At 64.1% G+C, this 18,391-nt stretch carries 20 protein-coding genes; 10 read left to right on the top strand and 10 right to left on the bottom strand.

The features are described from left to right. Nucleotides 1-40: 40 nt before the first annotated feature. Nucleotides 41-1,936, top strand: coding sequence for a potassium transporter Kup (locus ACXJ1Z_RS12730; protein ID WP_463781248.1), 1,896 nt, complete (start codon nt 41-43; stop codon nt 1,934-1,936). 108 nt (nt 1,937-2,044) lie between these two features. Further along, on the top strand, nt 2,045-3,001 hold the full coding sequence (locus ACXJ1Z_RS12735; protein WP_463777101.1) for a TIGR03557 family F420-dependent LLM class oxidoreductase: 957 nt from the start codon (nt 2,045-2,047) through the stop codon (nt 2,999-3,001). Between the two features lie 42 nt (nt 3,002-3,043). Here the strand turns inward: ACXJ1Z_RS12735 and ACXJ1Z_RS12740 are convergent, their stop codons facing one another. From ACXJ1Z_RS12740 to ACXJ1Z_RS12760, 5 genes are read right to left on the bottom strand one after another with little or no spacing between them, the layout of a single operon-like run. Continuing rightward, nucleotides 3,044-3,694: an inner membrane-spanning protein YciB gene (locus ACXJ1Z_RS12740; protein WP_463777103.1), complete on the bottom strand. Its 651-nt coding sequence runs from the start codon at nt 3,692-3,694 to the stop codon at nt 3,044-3,046. 2 nt (nt 3,695-3,696) lie between these two features. Next, a complete protein-coding gene (ftsY, locus tag ACXJ1Z_RS12745; RefSeq protein ID WP_463777105.1) occupies nt 3,697-4,647 on the bottom strand; it encodes a signal recognition particle-docking protein FtsY in 951 nt (316 codons plus the stop codon). After that, complete coding sequence (locus ACXJ1Z_RS12750) at nt 4,644-5,819, bottom strand: MiaB/RimO family radical SAM methylthiotransferase (RefSeq protein ID WP_463777107.1); 1,176 nt, start codon at nt 5,817-5,819, stop codon at nt 4,644-4,646. The genes ftsY and ACXJ1Z_RS12750 overlap by 4 nt, the downstream gene beginning before the upstream one ends. Further along, the gene (gene dapF / locus ACXJ1Z_RS12755) at nt 5,816-6,649 is read right to left on the bottom strand and encodes a diaminopimelate epimerase (RefSeq protein WP_463777108.1); all 834 of its coding nucleotides are present in this window, start codon (nt 6,647-6,649) and stop codon (nt 5,816-5,818) included. Before dapF ends, ACXJ1Z_RS12750 begins: the two co-directional genes overlap by 4 nt. Nucleotides 6,650-6,688: 39 nt before the next feature. Next, on the bottom strand, nt 6,689-7,624 hold the full coding sequence (locus ACXJ1Z_RS12760) for an isopenicillin N synthase family dioxygenase (protein ID WP_463777109.1): 936 nt from the start codon (nt 7,622-7,624) through the stop codon (nt 6,689-6,691). A 77-nt stretch (nt 7,625-7,701) separates the two neighbouring features. Here ACXJ1Z_RS12760 and ACXJ1Z_RS12765 point away from each other — a divergent pair, with 77 nt between their 5' ends. From ACXJ1Z_RS12765 to ACXJ1Z_RS12775, 3 genes are all read left to right on the top strand, one after another. Further along, on the top strand, nt 7,702-8,127 hold the full coding sequence (locus tag ACXJ1Z_RS12765) for an EVE domain-containing protein (protein ID WP_463777111.1): 426 nt from the start codon (nt 7,702-7,704) through the stop codon (nt 8,125-8,127). A 99-nt stretch (nt 8,128-8,226) separates the two neighbouring features. Beyond that, on the top strand, nt 8,227-8,406 hold the full coding sequence (locus ACXJ1Z_RS12770; protein ID WP_463777112.1) for a CsbD family protein: 180 nt from the start codon (nt 8,227-8,229) through the stop codon (nt 8,404-8,406). 192 nt (nt 8,407-8,598) lie between these two features. After that, nucleotides 8,599-8,808, top strand: a complete 210-nt coding sequence (locus tag ACXJ1Z_RS12775) for a hypothetical protein (protein ID WP_463777113.1) — start codon at nt 8,599-8,601, stop codon at nt 8,806-8,808. A gap of 1 nt (nt 8,809) precedes the next feature. Here ACXJ1Z_RS12775 and ACXJ1Z_RS12780 read toward each other — a convergent pair whose 3' ends face one another. Then, nucleotides 8,810-10,117 carry an MFS transporter gene (locus ACXJ1Z_RS12780; protein ID WP_463777115.1) on the bottom strand — a complete coding sequence of 436 codons (1,308 nt, stop codon included), beginning with the start codon at nt 10,115-10,117 and terminating at the stop codon, nt 8,810-8,812. A 125-nt stretch (nt 10,118-10,242) separates the two neighbouring features. Between ACXJ1Z_RS12780 and pgsA the strand changes: the two genes are divergently transcribed. Then, nucleotides 10,243-10,836: a CDP-diacylglycerol--glycerol-3-phosphate 3-phosphatidyltransferase gene (gene pgsA, locus ACXJ1Z_RS12785; RefSeq protein WP_463777117.1), complete on the top strand. Its 594-nt coding sequence runs from the start codon at nt 10,243-10,245 to the stop codon at nt 10,834-10,836. A gap of 76 nt (nt 10,837-10,912) precedes the next feature. Here the strand turns inward: pgsA and ACXJ1Z_RS12790 are convergent, their stop codons facing one another. The 3 genes from ACXJ1Z_RS12790 to ACXJ1Z_RS12800 form a co-directional block, all read right to left on the bottom strand. Next, nucleotides 10,913-11,809: a hydrogen peroxide-inducible genes activator gene (locus tag ACXJ1Z_RS12790; protein ID WP_463777118.1), complete on the bottom strand. Its 897-nt coding sequence runs from the start codon at nt 11,807-11,809 to the stop codon at nt 10,913-10,915. Nucleotides 11,810-11,891: 82 nt separating this feature from the next. Beyond that, nucleotides 11,892-13,109, bottom strand: a complete 1,218-nt coding sequence (rnd, locus tag ACXJ1Z_RS12795) for a ribonuclease D (protein WP_463777120.1) — start codon at nt 13,107-13,109, stop codon at nt 11,892-11,894. A gap of 100 nt (nt 13,110-13,209) precedes the next feature. Next, entirely contained in the window at nt 13,210-13,413 is a 204-nt protein-coding gene (locus ACXJ1Z_RS12800) for a hypothetical protein (RefSeq protein ID WP_463777122.1), read from the bottom strand. A 180-nt stretch (nt 13,414-13,593) separates the two neighbouring features. On the opposite strand from ACXJ1Z_RS12800, the gene aspS reads away from it, so the two are divergent. Further along, entirely contained in the window at nt 13,594-15,414 is a 1,821-nt protein-coding gene (aspS, locus tag ACXJ1Z_RS12805; protein ID WP_463777124.1) for an aspartate--tRNA ligase, read from the top strand. 12 nt (nt 15,415-15,426) lie between these two features. Here aspS and ACXJ1Z_RS12810 read toward each other — a convergent pair whose 3' ends face one another. After that, a complete protein-coding gene (locus tag ACXJ1Z_RS12810; protein WP_463777125.1) occupies nt 15,427-15,558 on the bottom strand; it encodes a hypothetical protein in 132 nt (43 codons plus the stop codon). Between the two features lie 188 nt (nt 15,559-15,746). Between ACXJ1Z_RS12810 and ACXJ1Z_RS12815 the strand changes: the two genes are divergently transcribed. The 3 genes from ACXJ1Z_RS12815 to mltG all read left to right on the top strand — a co-directional run bounded on the left by ACXJ1Z_RS12815 (nt 15,747) and on the right by mltG (nt 18,373). Beyond that, complete coding sequence (locus ACXJ1Z_RS12815; protein WP_039282540.1) at nt 15,747-15,983, top strand: acyl carrier protein; 237 nt, start codon at nt 15,747-15,749, stop codon at nt 15,981-15,983. 142 nt (nt 15,984-16,125) lie between these two features. Further along, nucleotides 16,126-17,388, top strand: coding sequence for a beta-ketoacyl-ACP synthase II (gene fabF / locus ACXJ1Z_RS12820; RefSeq protein ID WP_463777127.1), 1,263 nt, complete (start codon nt 16,126-16,128; stop codon nt 17,386-17,388). 10 nt (nt 17,389-17,398) lie between these two features. Beyond that, on the top strand, nt 17,399-18,373 hold the full coding sequence (mltG, locus tag ACXJ1Z_RS12825; protein ID WP_463777129.1) for an endolytic transglycosylase MltG: 975 nt from the start codon (nt 17,399-17,401) through the stop codon (nt 18,371-18,373). The last annotated feature ends 18 nt before the right edge of the window (nt 18,374-18,391 follow it).

The following is an 18,391-nucleotide window of genomic DNA, read 5'->3' on the forward strand; positions in this document are numbered from 1 at the left end:
TCCGGTTCCGCGCGACATTCCCGGCGTGATCGATCCGACGATGGCGAAGCCGGACCTGGCTCACCGCCATCCGGGCAACATCACCAAGCTGGCGATGGGCGCGATCGGTGTCGTCTTCGGCGATATCGGCACCAGCCCGATCTATGCCTTCCGCGAAACTTTCGTCGGCCCGCATCCGCTGGCGATCGACGAACTGCATATCCTCGGTGTCGTCAGTCTGATCTTCTGGTCGATGACACTGGTCGTCTCGATCCAGTACGTCGGCATCCTGATGCGTGCGGACAACAAGGGGCAGGGCGGTAGCCTCGCGCTGGTCGCGCTCATCTCGGGCAAGCTCAAGAACCGCTCGTCCGGATTGGTGGTGCTGCTGGGCGTGTTCGCGACTGCGCTATTCTATGGCGACAGCATGATTACCCCGGCCGTTTCGGTACTCTCGGCGGTCGAGGGTCTGACCGTGGTGGAATCGCGCCTCGCACCACTGGTGCTGCCGATCGCGCTGGTGCTGCTGATCGCGCTGTTCCTGATCCAGAAAAGCGGCACCGCGAAAGTCGGCGCGTTGTTCGCGCCGGTGATGATCATCTACTTCGCCGTGCTTGCCGTGCTGGGCGTCTATCACCTCGTGCAGCTGCCGCATGTGCTGCTGGCGCTCAATCCCTGGTACGCGGTGCAGTTCTTCGTCACCGACAAGATGCTGGCGTTCCTCGCGCTTGGTTCGGTCGTGCTGGCGGTGACGGGCTCGGAGGCGCTCTATTCCGACATGGGGCATTTCGGGCGCGGACCGATGCGGCTGTCGTGGTTCTGGTTCGTGATGCCGTGCCTGCTGCTCAACTATTTCGGTCAGGCGGCGATGATCCTGGGTCTCGACGATGCCGCCGCGGCAGAGGCGATGCGCAACCCGTTCTTCAATCTCGCCCCTGAAAGCCTGCGCCTGCCGCTGGTGATCCTCGCGACCTGCGCCACCTTCATCGCCAGCCAGGCGGTGATCTCCGGCGCGTTCTCGATCACGCATCAGGCGATGCAGCTGGGCTTCATCCCGCGCCTGTCGACCCGCCACACCAGCGAGCACGAGGTCGGCCAGATCTATATCCCGTTCGTCAACTTCGCGCTGATGTGGGGTGTCATCCTGCTGGTGTTGATCTTCCAGAACTCGTCGAACCTCGCCTCGGCCTATGGCATCGCGGTGACTGGGGCGATGCTGATCGATACCTGCCTGATGACGGTGCTGTTCGTCGTGCTGTGGCGTTGGAAGCTGTGGCTGACGATCCCGGTCGCGCTGGTGTTCTTCATCGTCGACGGCACCTATTTCGCCGCGAACGCCACCAAGATCACCGACGGGGGCTGGTTCCCGCTGCTGATCGGCGGCATCGCCTTCACCTTGCTGACGACCTGGAACAAGGGCCGCATCCTGATGCGCGCCCGGATGACCGAGGCGGCGCTACCGCTCAACGTCTTCGCCAAGAGCGCGCATGGCAGTGCCGCGCGCGTGCCGGGCACGGCGATCTTCATGGCCTCGACCAACATCGGCGTGCCTTCGGCGTTGCTGCACAACATCAAGCACAACAAGGTGCTGCACGAACGGGTGATCGTGCTGACGGTCGAGGTACAGGATGCGCCTTGGGTCGAACCGACCGAGCGGTTCGAAGTCGCCGATCTGGGACAGGGGTTTTACCGCGTCGCGCTACGCTACGGCTTCATGGAAGAAACCGACGTGCCGGCGGCCCTGGCACATACCGACTTGTGCGGCGGCCCGTTCGAGATGATGAAGACCAGCTTCTTCCTCTCGCGACAGACCCTGTTGCCCTCGGCTAAACCCGGCATGGCGATCTGGCGCGAAAAGCTGTTCGCCTGGATGATGCGCAATGCCGCCAGTGCGATGGAGTTCTTCCGCCTGCCCACCAATCGCGTGGTCGAACTGGGTAGCCAGCTCGAAATCTAGCGGCCTACCGCACCTGCACCGCGACTGACCTTCGAGGCACCCGCCCGCGTCAGAACTTTTTGCCGCGTCGGCGCTTTGCCTTGGCATAGCCATTCGCGGGAGAGCACGATGACGAAGTTCGGGTACAAGCTGATGACCGAGGAACACGGTCCCAAGGATCTTGTCGCCAACGCGGTGGCGTCCGAGCGGGCGGGGTTCGATTTCGTGTCGATCTCGGATCACTTTCACCCCTGGCTCGAAGCGCAGGGTCATGCGCCGTTCGCCTGGAGCGTCCTGGGCGCGATCGCCCATGCCACCGACACGATCGGCATTACCACCGGGCTGACCTGCCCTATCATCCGCTACCACCCGGCGATCATCGCGCAGGCCGCGGCGACGATCGCGGTGATGAGCGACAATCGCTTCAGCCTCGCCGTCGGTTCGGGCGAGCGCCTGAACGAGCATGTGACGGGCGCGCTCTGGCCCTCGACCCCGATCAGGCACGAGATGCTGGGCGAGGCGATCGACATCTTCCGCCTGCTGTGGGGCGGCGGTGTGCACAGCTACGAGGGGCAGTTCTTCGACGTCGATCACGCGCAGCTTTATGACTTGCCCGATCAGCCGATCGTGGTGACGATGGGGGTCAGCGGGCCCAAGTCGATCGCTCTCGCGGTCGAGAAGGCGGACGGGATCATGGCGACCAGCCCGGAAGGCGAAATGGTCAAGAGCTACAAGGACGAGGCGGGGCAGGACGCGCCTGTCTATGGCGAGGTGACGCTGGCCTGGGCGGCGACGAAAGAGGAAGGACTGAAGAACGCGCATGATCGCTTCCGCTTCAGCGCCTTCGACTGGTCGGTTAATTCGGAATTGCGCGACGTCGCCGGCTTTGAAGCGGCCACCAAATATGTCAGGCCCGAGGATCTTGCCGACAAGCTCTCGGCCGGACCGGACGCCCAGGTTCATCTCGCAACGATCCAGAAGTATCTGGATGCAGGCTTCGATCACCTGGTGCTGACTTGCCCGGGTGACGATCAGGCCGGCTTCATCGCCTTTTGCCAAAAAGAGCTTTTGCCCAGGCTACGCTGATGGCCAGCGCCGCCGCGGACACGGCTCGCGGCGGCGCCTGCATCACTGATCGATGGGTGGGTTCTCGATCAGCTTTTCCTTCGCATCGTCGCCCATGCCATGACGCAGCACCATCGGGATCTGCGAAAAGGTGAAGACGAACGATAGCCCGGTGAACAGCCAGAGCTTGGCCTGCAGCCAGCCGCCGAAGGTCAGGACCTGGCGCAGAACCTCGTTCAGTCCGGCGAGGAACAGGAAGAAGACTGCCCAATTGCGCGAAAGCTTGAGCCAGCCGGCATTGTCGAGACCTTCGAACGCCGATTGCAGCAGGTAGCGTAACATCGCCTTGCCCTTGATCAGCCCGCCGAACAACACGGCGGCGAAGATCAGGTAGACTGCGGTCGGCTTTATCTGAATCCAGAAGGGATCGTTGAAGAACACCGTCAGCGCGCCGAATCCCAGGATCAGCGTGGTCGAGAGCCAGACCATCGGCGTGATGTGGCCCAGCCGCCACTTGGAGATGATCAGCGCGAAAATCGTCGCGATCATGAACGCGACCGTGCCCTTGGTCACCGCGAAGACCACGCCGATGCTGTTCTCGTTGTCCGCCGGCGAATAGTGGCGATACGTCAGGAAGAAGACCAGCAGCGGCCCGAAATCGACAATCAGGTTCACCCAGGAGGACTTGGGCTTCTCGGTTTGGGTATCAGTCATTGTCACGCAATCCCCGCGATGACGCGGGCCAGGAGGTCGGGGTCGAACGGGCGCAGATCGTCGATCCGCTCACCCACACCGATCGCATGTATCGGCAGGCCATATTGTTCGGCCGCCGCGACCAGCACGCCGCCGCGCGCGGTGCCGTCAAGCTTGGTCATGATAAGTCCGGATACGCCGGCGACCTGCTGGAAGATCTCGATCTGGGACAACGCGTTCTGCCCGTTCGTCGCGTCGAGGACGAGGACGACATCGTGCGGTGCCTCCGGGTTGAGGCGACCGAGAACGCGGCGGATCTTCGCCAGCTCGTCCATCAGTTCACGCTTGTTCTGCAAGCGGCCAGCAGTGTCGACGATCAGCGCATCGATGCCCTGATCGGTCGCGGCCCTGACCGCATCGAAGACGACGCTGGCCGGGTCACCGCCTTCTGGACCGGTGATGATCGGTACGCCGACACGGTCCGCCCAGACTCGCAACTGGCCGATCGCGGCCGCGCGGAAAGTATCGCCGGCGGCCAGCATCACCGAATAGTCCTGTTCCTGGAACAGGTGCGCCAGCTTCGCGATCGTGGTGGTCTTGCCCGACCCGTTGACGCCGATCACCAGGATCACTTGCGGTCGGGGAAAAGCGATGATGTCGAGCGGCTTGGCCACCGGGCGCAGGATGTCGGCGATCTCACGCGCGACGACCGCCATGATCGCCGCTTCGTCGGCATCGCGCTCGAACCGTTCGTCGGCAAGCCGCGCCCGGATGCGCGCCGCGGCGCGGGGGCCAAGGTCGGACGAGATCAGCGCATCTTCCAGGTCGTCGAGCTGGTGTTCTTCGAGACGGGTCTTGCCGACGATGCCGGACAGGTTTTCCGACAGGCGTTCGGAGGTCTTGCGAAAGCCGCCGAAAAGGCGATTGGACCAGGCTTCGCCACTGGCGCCATCGGTGGGCAGGTCGGTCGTCATTCCAGCATTCCTTCGACGATCTTCGTCGGGACCAAAGTCACCAGCGCGCCCGCAGGCGTGTCTGCCGGCAAGCGAACCGGAGCGAATTGGGGCGAATGGCCGCTTCCGCCACGCTCGGCAAGAACGGATAGCGGAGTATCGATCAAGCGCGAGAGCCAATCGGCGCGCTGCCGCGCGACGGCCTGACGCAGTTCGGCGGCGCGGGCTCGGGCGATGGCTGGCGCCACCTGCGGCATGCGAGCGGCGGGAGTCGCCGGTCGTGGGGAGTAGGGGAAGACATGGCCGTGGACCACGCCCAAGGCGTCGATGATGGAGCGACTCGCCGCGTGCATGGCGTCGCTCTCGGTTGGGAAACCCGCGATCAGATCGGCGCCGATCGCGATCTCGCCGCGCCGGGCGCGCAGACGCTCGACCAGTGCGATCGCATCCGCGCGCGAGTGCCGGCGCTTCATGCGTTTGAGGATCATGTCGTCGCCCGATTGCAGCGAAAGGTGCAAGTGGGGCATCATCCGCTGCTCGGACGCGAGCAGTTCGAACAAGGCGTCATCCACTTCGGCACCATCAACTGACGACAGGCGGAGGCGTGGCAGGCCGGCGAAACGCGCCAGGATCGCCTCGCACAAGGTGCCCAGTCGCGGTGCGTTCGGCAAGTCGGCGCCCCAGGACGTAAGGTCGACGCCGGTGAGGACGATCTCGCGCACGCCGCGGGCTACATGGTCGCCGACATCGTCGAGCACCTGATCGATCGTGAGTGAGCGGCCCGGTCCGCGACCTTGCGGGATCACGCAAAAGGTGCAGGCGTGATCGCAGCCGTTCTGAACCTGTACGAAGGCACGGGTGTAGGCGCGCAGGCGTGGCGCGGGTGTGCTCGCCGGCAGATTCCAGACGCGCGGATCGAGCTTGGCGGCGTTGGCGATCAGCCCATCCACCTCCGGCATCGCCGCCATCGCCTCGCGCTCGACCTCTGCGGCGCAACCGGTGACCAGCAGCCGTGCATCGGGCCGCGCCCGGCGCGCACGCCGGATCGCCTGGCGGGTCTGGCGCACGGCTTCGGCCGTCACCGCGCAGGAGTTGATCACCACCAGATCGTCCGCGTCGGCGAGCAGCCCGCGCAGCCGCTCGCTTTCAGCAAGATTGAGCCGGCAACCAAGCGATAGCACTTCCAGCGTCAACCCGCGGTCCCGAACTCGAACAAGCCATAGGAAGCGGCGTCGAAATCACCCCGAAAACTCTCGGCGGCAGGGCCGGTCATGACGATCTCGCCATCGTCGCGCCAGGTGATCGATAGCGCGCCGCCGGGGAGCTTCACGGTGACGCGACGGTCGACCAGCCCACGCCGCATGGCAGCGATGGCGGTCGCGCAGGCCCCGGTGCCACACGCGCGGGTAAGGCCGGCGCCGCGCTCCCACACCCGCAGGCGGATGGCGTTGCGCGCGGTCACCGTGGCGACATTGACGTTGATCCGCTCGGGAAACAGCTGGTCGTGCTCGATCTCGGGGCCGAGCCGCGCCAGATCGACGGCGTGGGTATCGGGGACGAAGAAGATCGCGTGGGGATTGCCGACATTGACGGCGATCGGATCGGCCAGATCCTCCCAGGCGACGGGCATGGCGTGGGTGTCCATCGCATAGGCCAGCGGGATCTCGTTCCAGGCGAAACGGGGTTGCCCCATCTCGACCGCGATACCGTCTCGCGAAGGAGCGGCGGCGACGATCCCACCCAGCGTCTCGACCCGCACGGCGGCGCCATGCAGCAGCCCGATCGCGCGCGTGGCGTTGCCGCAGGCTTCGACCTCGCTGCCGTCGGCATTGAAGATGCGCATGCGAAAGTCGGCGGCGGTCGAGGGTTCCAGCAGCAGCAACTGGTCGCAGCCGATGCCGGTATGGCGATCGGCGATGGCGGCCGCGATCCCGGCGTCGATCTCGGGAATCGGCCGCTCCCGCCCGTCGAGCACGACGAAATCGTTGCCCAGGCCATGCATCTTGGTGAACTCGATCCGCATGAGGCGCGATCTAGGCTTTGACGGGGGCGGCGTCCACCCTCAGCCCTTCAGTCCGATTTCGCGCAGGCGTTCCTGCAGATAGTCGTCGGCGGTGATGGTGATGGGGTAACGATCAGGGTTCGACGCCGATATGCAGCCGGGCAGGGTCTCGATCCTGAAATCGCTGCGCGGGTGGAGGAAGAACGGCATCGAATAGCGGCTGACGCCGGCACGCTCGCCGGCCGGGTTGCGCACCCGGTGTGTGGTCGAGGGCAGGACATGGTTGGTCAGGCGCTGGAGCATGTCGCCGATGTTGACGACCAGCGCACCTTCGGGCGGGGCGATGGACAGCCAGCGACCGTCCCGGCCGAGCAGTTCGAGGCCAGCCTCTTCGGCACCAAGCAGCAGCGTTATGAGGTTGATGTCCTCATGCGCGCCGGCACGAATTGCGCCGCCCGCTTCGGCGCTGACGGGGGGGTAATGCAGCAGGCGCAGCACCGAATTGCCATCGGCGATCGCGGCATCGAACCAGTGCTCGTCGAGGCCGAGGTCCAGGGCGATGGCGCAAAGGATACGGGCGCCGGCGCGGTCGAACTCCGCGAACAGTTCGGTGAACACGTCATCGAAGCCGTCGGGGCGCTCGGGCCAGACATTCGGCGCCATTGTCGCCGACAAGGGATGTCCGGCGGGCAGATCACGCCCGACGTGCCAGAATTCCTTGAGGTCTTTTTCGCTCGCGCCCTTGGCGACTTCGGTGCGGAAGGGCGTGTAGCCGCGCGCGCCACCGGTGCCGGGCACGAAGCCGCGCATCTTTTCCTCGACCGGCCGCGCGAAAAGCGCAGCGGTGAGACGCCATGCTTCGGCTATCAGCGTCGCATCGATGCCGTGATCGCGCACCATGGCGAAACCGAACGTGCGAAAGCTGGCGCCGATCTGCGACGAGAAGCTGCGTGGCTCACCGTCCAGGCTGAGGATGGGAATTTCGGCGATGTCCATGTGTGCGATCCGGGATGAATGGGGTAAGTGCCCGATCTCTAGTCCAAAACGATCCCCAAGTCGAAGAGGCGCGCGGCATGTCCAAGAGTTATTGGCTGATGAAGTCCGAGCCTGACGTCTATGGCTGGGACCATCTTGTCGCGGAAGGCGAGGGCACCTGGGACGGCGTGCGCAATCATCGCGCGGCCAACAACTTGCGCGCGATGAAGGTGGGTGATGAGGTGTTCTTCTATCATTCCAACATCGGCAAGGAGATCGTCGGCATCGCCAAAATCACGCAATCCGGCCTGACCGATTCCGGTGATCCGGATGGAAAGTGGGCCGCGGTCAAGCTCGAGCCGGTCAGAAAGCTGGCGCGGCCCGTCACGCTCAAGGAGATGAAGGCCGATACTGCGCTGGCGGACATGGAAGTGGTCAGGCTATCGCGGCTATCCGTTGCGGCGGTCACCGCCGATGAGTGGAAGCACGTATTGGCACTTGCGAAGCACGAGCCAGACATATGATACAAGATGTTACAAGCAGTTTGGAACTTAGCTTAGATCAACTGGTTTCTTGATCAAAGGCGAACAACTGGTGTTCGTCTTCACACAAGGAGCAAGACCATGGGTGAACTGACCGACAAGGCCAAGGGCCTCGCCAACGAAGCTATCGGCAATGTGAAGCAGGCTGTCGCCGGCAAGAACAACCCGGAGCTCGAGGCTGAAGGCAAGGCGCAAGAGACCAAGGGCGAAGCCCAGCAGGTCAAGGGTAAGGTCAAGGGCGCCCTCGGCGACTCGATCTGATCCGATCGTAAATCGACTAGGGAAAGGCCGCCTTCGGGCGGTCTTTTTCGTATGTGGAGCCGCATTTGCGGGCAGTGCGGCGGTGAAGGGCCGACGGGCGTTTGGTTCCACCAAATTTTCGCCACGTGTCGTTTCGGGTCTGGCCGATAGAAGCGATAGCTAGAACGGTAACGAATTCTTAAGCATGTGGCCATGACCACACCGCTCAAACGCCGCGCCCTTGTTCTGACCGACGAAGGCGCTCGTCATCCCTTCCGTCGTTCCTTGCCGCCCCATGTATGCGCGGCGAACCCCAACGCACCAGCATCACGCTCGATGCGGCAGATTATCGTCGAGGACTGGCAGAGCTTCGTCGGCACGTACTGCGCGATGTTCGTCGCGGTTACCGTGTTTCTCGCCTGAGCTAGGCGGGAAGCAGCGCCGCGCGTTCCGCCCGGAACAGGACATAGCCGAACCAGGCGGGCAGCAGGCAGCATGCGGCAACGACGAGCAACTGCTGCACCACCGCCAGACCGATCAGGCTCAACAATCCGGCGAACAACGCGCCGACGACCATCGCGCCCGAGTTGACGATGTTGTTGGCAGCGATCGTGCGCGCGGTTTGCGACTTTTCGACGAAAGTCGTGAGGAACGCATAGAGCGGCACCACGAACATCCCACCCGATACCGCGATGCCCAGCAGCATCAGCAGCAGCATCGGCGCGAGAGGATGGGCGATGAACGTGGGTACGTCCATCATCGCGCGAGCGGGCTCCCAGTCACTGCATATCGCTTCGAACCCGATCAGGAAGCCGCCCATGGCGATGACCGCGATCGGGGCGAACCGCGCCGACACCGTGCCCTTGAGCAGGGCATTGATCGACACCGAACCCAGCGCGACGCCGACCGAGAAGATCACCAGGAACAGGCTGGCGACTTCCTTGCTGGCACTTAAAACATTCTTCGCAAGCGGCGTGAACTGGACGAACAGGATCGTGCAGATCGCCCAGAAGATGCTGATCGCCACGATCGCCAGGAAGACGCGGCGGTCGTGCACGGTGTCCGAAATGAGCTTGTAGGATGAGCGAAACACGTTGAAATCGATCGGCTCGACCTTGCCCTGCGCAGGGGCGGACGGGACGAACTGGCTCGTGGCAAAACCCGCCAGTGCGACAAGCACCACTCCCAGCGCGGCCCAGTGTACGCCGATCCAGCCGGCCACGATCGTGCCGGCAAGCACCGCCATGTACGTCCCGGCCTCGACCAGCCCGGTACCGGCCAGCACTTCGTTCGAAGCAAGATGCTGAGGCAGGATCGCGTACTTGATCGGGCCGAAGAAGGTCGAATGGACCCCCATCGCGAACAGCGCGAGCAGCATCAACGGCATCGACAGCGAGCCGATCGCGACGCCTTGCCAGGCCAGGATCAGGCCCGCGCCGCCGACGGCCATGATGCCGATCTCGCACGCCTTGACGATGCGGATGATCCGCGCCTTGTCCCGCATGTCGGCAAGCTGTCCGGCCAGGGCCGAAAGCAGGAAGAACGGCGTCACGAACACGCCGGAGGCGATCGCGCTGAACCACATCTCCGTGCTCTCGGAATTATAGACCGAGTACACCACGAAGAACACCATCGCGTTCTTGAACAGGTTGTCGTTGAAGGCACCCAGCAACTGGGTGACGAACAAAGGCAGGAAGCGGCGTGCCCGTATAAGCTGGGTCGATGTCGTCATGCGTCCTGCGTTGCTCGCGAATGCTGCGTGGGACACTTAGTGCCCGACGCAGCGCGGGCAACCCTTTGCGATCAAATTAATCCGCGGCTTCCACCGGGCGAACGCAGGGCGTAAAGGTCAGGCAAATGCTGACCTTGCCGAATCTGCTCACCCTTTCCCGCATACTGGCTGTGCCGCTGCTGGCGTTCCTGCTCTGGTGGCCGACCTGGGAGGCCGGGTATGGCCTGGCGTTCGCCTTGTATTCGCTGATGGGTATCACCGACTACTTCGACGGCTATCTGGCCCGGTCCAGCGGGGCGGTGTCACGGCTGGGGATGTTCCTTGATCCGATCGCCGACAAGATCATGATCGCGGCCGTGATCCTGGTGCTGACGGCGCAAGGCATCCTGCGCGGCCCCTATGTCGGCGACATGCACGTGATCGCCGGTCTCATCATCCTGGTGCGCGAAATCGCGGTGTCCGGTCTGCGCGAATTTCTGGGCGGCTTGCAGGTTTCGATTCCGGTGAGCAAGCTTGCCAAGTGGAAGACGACGTTCCAGCTGGTCTCGCTGGGCGCCCTCATTCTGGGCCATGCGATGCCGTGGTGGAACATGGCCGCAGGTTCGCTGACCATCAACGTGCCGCATACCGTGGGCCTGACTACCTTGTGGCTGGCGGCGGCGCTGACCCTGGTGACCGGTTGGGATTACCTGCGAGTCGGCCTCAAGCACATGGATTGACGTCGGCACCGGACGCTTTGATCAGGACGGCGCGAATGCGTGGGAAGGCAACGGCAGATGAACCGTAGCCGACCGTTCAGCCTGCGCGCAGCTCGTCGGCCAACATGCGAAATTCTTCGGAACGTGGTGAATTCTTGCGCCACACGAGTGCGATTTCGCGGTTCGCGTTGGGCGAATGCAGCGGCTTTGCGACCACGTTCGTGCCGTTGAGAATGCCGGCGTCGAGAGCCATTTCGGGCAGCATCGTCAGGCCGAGCCCGTTGTCCACCATCTGCACCAGCGTATGCAGCGAAGTGCCGATCATCGTCGCCGAGGCGCGCAGTTCGGGTCGGTTGCACGCCGCCAGCGCGTGATCTTTGAGGCAATGCCCATCCTCAAGCAGGAGCAGCTTGTGCTCGTCGATGACGTCGGGCTCGATCTCGGCAGGGATGTTGCGCGGATCGTCGCGGGGGAAGGCGACGAAAAAGGCGTCGAGCTCGATCGTCTCCTTCTCGACCTCGCCGGTGGCGTATGGAAGGGCGAGCAGAACGCAGTCGGCGCGGCCGTGGTGAAGCGATTCGACAGCGGCTGCGCTCGGCTCTTCGCGCAGGAACAGCTTCAGATTGGGGCGCTCCCGGCGCAAGCGTGGAAGCATGCGCGGTAGCAGGAAAGGGGCGATCGTGGGGATCACGCTCATCCGCAATTCGCCCGAAAGCGGCTGCCCGCTGGACTGGATGAGGTCGGACAACTCCTCGGTTTCGCGCAGGATCCGATGGGCCTTGTCGACGACGGCGTTACCCAGCGGCGTGAAGCGCACCGCGCGCTTGGTGCGCTCGACCAGCACGACGCCGAGCAGCGCCTCGAGATCGCGCAGTCCGGCGGAAAGCGTCGACTGCGATACGAACGACGCATCCGCGGCACGCCCGAAATGGCCGTGCTCGTGCAACGAGACGAGGTACTGCAGTTGCTTGAGAGTGGGCTGATAAACGGTCACAAGTGCACGCTATGCACGGCCATGTGCCCAACGCCAAGCCTTGTAGAAGGGCAAGGCCGTTCGATCACGGGGGTAAGCGTGCCTACTCGCTTGTCGCTTCGATGGCTGGGACCGCCGGTTCCGCCACCAGCGTATCGTCGACATGGGTCATCTTGAGGCGCCCGTTGACCACCGCGAAGGCGAGCTTGCCCTCCACCAGATCCAGCGCGTCGCGGCCGAACGCCTCGTAACGCCAGCCTTCGAGCATCGCCAGGTTCTTGCGGACTCCGGCAGCGAGCAGTTCCAGTTCCTCGCTGCGGGCCAGCAGCCGTGACGCCGCATCGATCTCGCGTGCGCGGATCTTGAGCAGCAGCTTGAGCAAGTCGGCGACCAGCGATCCTTCCTTGCCCAGCGGCGCACCGCGCGCCGCGCGCGGGGGCATTTCGTCCTCCGGCAACGGCTCGGCAGCGGCGAGCACCTGCATCATGCGCTTGCCGATATCGTTGTCCTTCCAGCCTTGCGAAAGGCCGCGCACCTTGGCCAGCTCGGCCTGGGTCTTGGGCGGATGCCCGGCGATGTCGGCCAGGGTTTCGTCGCGCACGATCCGGCCACGCGGGATGTTCTTGCTTTGCGACTCGTGCTCGCGCCAGGCCGCCAGCGCCTTGAGCCGACCCAGCACACCCGCATTGCGGCCCGCCGCCTTGATCCGCTTCCAGGCCAGACCGGGATCGTTGCGGTAGTTTTCGGGATCGGCGAGCTTCTCCATCTCCTGATCCAGCCACTCGCCGCGACCCGTCTTCATCAGGCGCTTGAGCATCTTGGGGAAGATCTTGGAGAGATGCGTCACGTCGCCGATCGCATATTCTATCTGGCGGTCCGACAGGGGGCGGCGCGACCAGTCGGTAAAGCGGGCACCCTTGTCGACGGTGATGCCCTGCCAGGTCTCGACCAGGTTGGAGTAGCCGATCTGCTCCGACTGGCTGATCGCCATCATCGCGATCTGTGTATCGAAGATCGGATGCGGCGTGCGGCCGGTGAAGTTGAAGATGATCTCGACGTCCTGCCCACCGGCATGGAAGACCTTGAGCACGTCCTCGTTATTGGTCAGCAGTTCCCACAAGGGCGTCATGTCGAGCCCTGGCGCCAGCGGATCGATCGCCGCCGCTTCCTTGGTGTCGGCGATCTGCAGCAGGCAGAGTTCCGGCCAATAGGTATTTTCGCGCATGAACTCGGTATCGACCGACACGAAATCTGCGTTCGCAAGCCGCGCGCACAAGGCCGCGAGGTCTTCGGACTTGGTGATCAAGGGGTGAATTTGCATGTTCCGGCGGCTTTATGCGGAACCTGTCCTGCAATCAACTTCGCTGCGGATCTCAAGTCATATTACGATCCGCCTGACGCCATCGGGGCACAGGCCGTGGTCAGCGGTGCAACAGCCGTCGCAGAAAGCCGCGAGGTGTCGGCTGTTGTGCGGATTCGGCAAGGGACTCGGGCGTGATCAGCCGGCGGCGCAGTTCGGTGCCGCTGATCGGGCGACTGCCGGCGCTGCCCGGGGGCTGGGTCGGGTCATGCCGATCGCTCGTGTCGCGGCCGAAGACGGCATCTTCGTTGTGGTTCTTTTCCATGGCTTGGCTTTCGCTTTGCGCCCCCGCCGGCAAGACCGATCCTGCTAGCAGTAAAAGGTTTACGCCAGGTTTAGACGCGATCCTCGGTCCACCCCGCTCGCGCGGCTGGAATTGTGCGCGACAAGCGACTAGGGGCCACGGCTTGTCATTTCCGATGATCCGAAGAAGCGCGAACCAGCCATGACCCATCCCTATCGCACCCATACCTGCGGCGTTCTGAGCGCGACCGAGGTCGGCCAGACTGTCCGCCTCTCGGGCTGGGTCCATCGCAAGCGCGACCATGGCGGCGTGCTGTTCGTCGATCTGCGTGACCACTACGGCATCACCCAGGTCGTGGCAGATAGCGACAGCCCCGCGCTGCCGTTGCTGGAGGCGCTGCGCGTCGAGAGCGTCGTCACCATCGAAGGCGAAGTGAAGGCACGCAACGCGGCCACGGTGAATCCCAACCTCGCGACCGGTGAGATCGAAGTGTTCGCGCGCGGCGTGACCGTCCTCAGCCGCGCCGAGGAATTGCCGATGCCGGTCGCCGGCGAGCAGGAGTACCCCGAGGATATCCGCCTCAAGTACCGCTTCCTCGACCTGCGGCGCGAGACGCTGCACGCCAACATCGTCACCCGCACCAGGATCGTGCGCGACATGCGCAACCGCATGGAAGACGCTGGTTTCACTGAGTACTCGACGCCGATCCTCACCGCCTCATCGCCTGAGGGCGCGCGCGACTTCCTGGTGCCCAGCCGCATCCACCCGGGCAAGTTCTACGCCCTCCCGCAGGCGCCGCAGCAGTACAAGCAGTTGCTGATGGTCGCCGGCTTCGACCGCTATTTCCAGATTGCGCCGTGCTTTCGCGACGAGGATCCGCGCGCCGATCGTCTGCCCGGCGAGTTCTACCAACTCGACCTGGAGATGAGCTTCGTTACCCAGGAAGAAGTCTGGGAAACGATGGAGCCGGTGATCGGCGGCATCTTCGAAGCCTTTGCCGCGGGCAAGTCGGTCACGCCGACGGGGGCGTTCCCACGGATCCCGCATGCGCAGGCGCTGCTCGATTATGGCAGCGACAAGCCGGATCTGCGCAATCCGCTCATCATCCGGGATGTCTCCAGCGAATTCACCCAGTCGGGCTTCGGTCTGTTCGAGAAGATCGTGGGTGGCGGCGGCGTGGTTCGTGCCATCCCGGCGCCGAAGACCGCGGAAAAGAGCCGCAAGTTCTTCGACGAGATGAATGACTGGGCGCGCGCCGAAGGTCATGCCGGGCTCGGCTACGTCACTCGCAAGGGCGGCGAGTTCGGCGGCCCGATCGCCAAGAATCATGGGCCTGAGAAGATGGCGGCGCTCTACGACACGCTCGGCCTGGGGCCCGACGATGGATTGTTCTTCGCCGCCGGGAAGGAAGAGCAGGCGGCCAAGCTCGCCGGTCTGGCGCGCACCCGCGTGGGCGAGACGCTGGGCCTGATCGACAAGGACCGCTTCGAGCTGGCCTGGATCGTCGACTTCCCGTTCTACGAGTGGGACGAGGACAACAAAAAAGTCGATTTCGCGCACAATCCGTTCTCGATGCCGCAGGGCGGTATGGACGCGTTGCAGAACGGCGATCCGCTCAAGATCAACGCCTTCCAGTACGATCTCGTCTGCAACGGCTATGAGATCGCCTCGGGCTCGATCCGCAACCAAAGCCCGGAGTTGATGGTCAAGGCGTTCGAGCTGGTGGGCCTGTCCAAGGCCGACGTCGAGGAGCGCTTCGGTGGCCTCTACCGGGCGTTCCAGTACGGCGCCCCGCCACACGGCGGCATGGCGGCGGGCGTCGACCGTATCGTGATGCTGCTGTGCGGCGTGCAGAACCTGCGCGAGATCAGCCTGTTCCCGATGAACCAGCGCGCGGAGGATCTGCTGATGGGGGCACCTTCACCAGCCGAGGCGAGGCAACTGCGCGAGCTACACATGCGAGTGGTGGAGCCGCTGAAGGCGGCCCCGACAGGCAAGTTGGTGGCGCCAGACGCGGGGTGATGCCCGCCTGGCTCAGTGCAGCAACTTGCCGACCGTGACGATCGCCAGCAGGACCGCGCCGGTGATCGTCCAGCCCTCCCATGTTCGCGGCGAGTACCCGAAGCCGATGATCTTGGGACGGAACCAGTCTCGTGGATCGCTCATGGCCGTGATACCTTGTTGGGAGCTGCCGATTGCGGCAGCGCTACTGAAGTGGTGCTGCTATTCGGGCTTGTCGAGCCAGGAGCGGTCCGCCAGATGAACCGAACATTGCCGCAAGGCTTGCCAGCACGCTGCCCGGTCATTAGGGCGGCACACACAGTTTCCACCTCCGCTTTTTAAGGGGTCACCAAATGAGCGATACCGCCGATCGGGTTAAGAAGATCGTTGTCGAGCACCTCGGCGTCGAAGCGGACAAGGTTACGGAAGACGCAAGCTTCATCGATGATCTGGGCGCGGACAGCCTCGACATCGTCGAGCTGGTCATGGCCTTCGAAGAAGAATTCGGCGTTGAGATCCCCGACGACGCGGCTGAGAAGATCAGCACCGTCTCGGACGCGATCAAGTACATCGAAGAGAACAAGGGCTGATCGCCCCGTTCTGATATCCGGCGGCCCTGACGTGACGAACACGGCGGGCGGCGGAGGATTATGATAACGGCAGGCTCGGCTCCCATGGGGGGTTGGGCCTGTTGTGTTTTACCGGCTTAGTACGTTTTTACCGGAGAGTTGCATGCGTCGCGTCGTCGTAACCGGCCTTGGTCTCGTCACCCCGTTGGGATCTGACGTCGAAACCGTTTGGGCCAACATCCTGGCCGGCAAGTCCGGTGCCGGTCCGATCACCCGCTTCGACGCCTCCGACCAGAAATGCCGGATCGCCTGCGAGGTGAAGCCGGCCGATCACGAATATGGCTTCGACCCCAACAAGCGCGTCGACCATAAGGTTCAGCGCCAGGTCGATCCGTTCATCATCTATGGCATCGATGCCGCAGGTCAGGCGATCGAAGACGCCGGCCTGCTCGACATGGACGAGGAAACCCGCCTGATGGCGGGTTGCTCGATCGGTTCGGGCATCGGCGGCCTGCCGGGGATCGAAAGCGAGTCGCAAGTACTCGCCACCAAGGGACCCAGCCGGGTCAGCCCGCACTTCGTCCACGGGCGCCTGATCAACCTGATCTCGGGCCAGGTGTCGATCAAGTACGGCTTGATGGGGCCAAATCATGCGGTCGTCACCGCCTGCTCGACCGGTGCGCACTCGATCGGGGACGCGGCGCGGATGATCAAGGACGGCGACGCCGACATCATGCTGGCGGGTGGCGCGGAAGGCACCATCTGCCCGATCGGCATCGCCGGATTTGCGCAGGCGCGCGCGCTGTCGACCGGGTTCAACGATCAGCCCGAAAAGGCCAGCCGCCCCTACGACCAGGCGCGTGACGGTTTCGTCATGGGTGAGGGCGCGGGCGTCGTCGTGCTGGAAGAGTACGAGCATGCCAAGGCGCGCGGCGCGAAGATCTATGCCGAGGTGATCGGATATGGCCTGTCGGGCGACGCCTACCACGTGACCGCGCCGCATCCCGAAGGTTCGGGCGCTTACCGCTCGATGGCGATGGCGCTCAAGAAAGCTGGCCTCACGCCTGACGACATCGATTACATCAACGCGCACGGCACCTCGACCCCGCTGGGCGACGAGCTGGAACTCGGGGCCGTGCGGCGTTTGTTCGGCGATGCCATCGGCAAGGTCTCGATGAGCTCGACCAAGTCGGCGATCGGCCACTTGCTCGGCGGCGCCGGCGCGGTCGAATCGATCTTCTGCATTCTGGCGCTGCGTGACCAGATCGTGCCGCCCACGCTCAACCTCGACAATCCGAGCGAGAGCTGCCTGGGCGTCGATCTGGTGCCGCACACCGCGAAAAAGCGCGAAGTGCGTGCGGTGCTGAACAACAGCTTCGGCTTTGGCGGCACCAACGCCAGCCTGATCATGCGCAAGCCGGTCTAGGCTGACGACGATGCTTTCCCGGCGCGGCTGTGGACTGGCGGCGCTGCTGGCGATCGTCCTGGCCATCGCCGGCGGGCTGTTCCTCAGCGGCTGGTACGGCTCTGGCCCGCTGGCCAAGGACGGCACGTTCATCGTACCCAATGGCGCGAGCCTGGGCGCGGTGGCGGACCGGCTGGAGGCGAAGGGCATCATCGCCTCGGCCACCGGCTTCAAGGTCAGCGCGCGGGTGTTCGGCGGCGGGCGCGACATCAAGGCGGGCGAGTTTGCGATTCCCGCGCATGCCAGCATGAGCCAGGTGCTGTCGATCATCACCAGCGACGAGGTGATCCGCCGCTTCGTCGTGGTGCCAGAAGGCATGCCCTCGATCATGGTCTATGAACGGCTCAAGGCGCAGGACCAGCTCATCGGTGATATCGCCATTCCAGCCGAAGCCTCGGTCCTGCCCGACAGCTACGCCTTCGAAAAGGGCGAGGCCCGGCAAGCCGTTCTGCGTCGGATGCAGGCGGCGATGAGCCGCACGCTGGCCGAGCTATGGGCGAAGCGCGATCCCGGCCTGGTGGTGAAAACCCCCGAACAGGCGCTGACGCTGGCCTCGATCGTCGAAAAGGAAACCGGCAAGCCACCCGAGCGCGGGATGGTGGCCGGGCTTTACAGCAACCGCCTGAAGCAAGGCATGATGCTGCAGGCCGACCCCACGATCATCTACCCCATCACCAAGGGCAAGCCGCTGGGCCGCCGCATCCTGCAGTCCGAGATCCAGGCGGTGAACGACTACAACACTTATACGATGGTCGGCCTGCCCAAGCATCCGATCACCAATCCCGGCAAGGATTCGATCGCGGCGGTGCTGCATCCGGCGCAGACCAAGGCGCTCTACATGGTCGCCGATGGCACTGGCGGGCATGCCTTTGCCGACAATCTGCCCGACCACAACCGCAACGTCGCCAAGTGGTTCGCCATCCGCCGGGCACGCGGCGAGCTTTGAGTACCCCGGCTTGCGCTC

This window comes from Novosphingobium sp. TK46 (assembly GCF_055361525.1).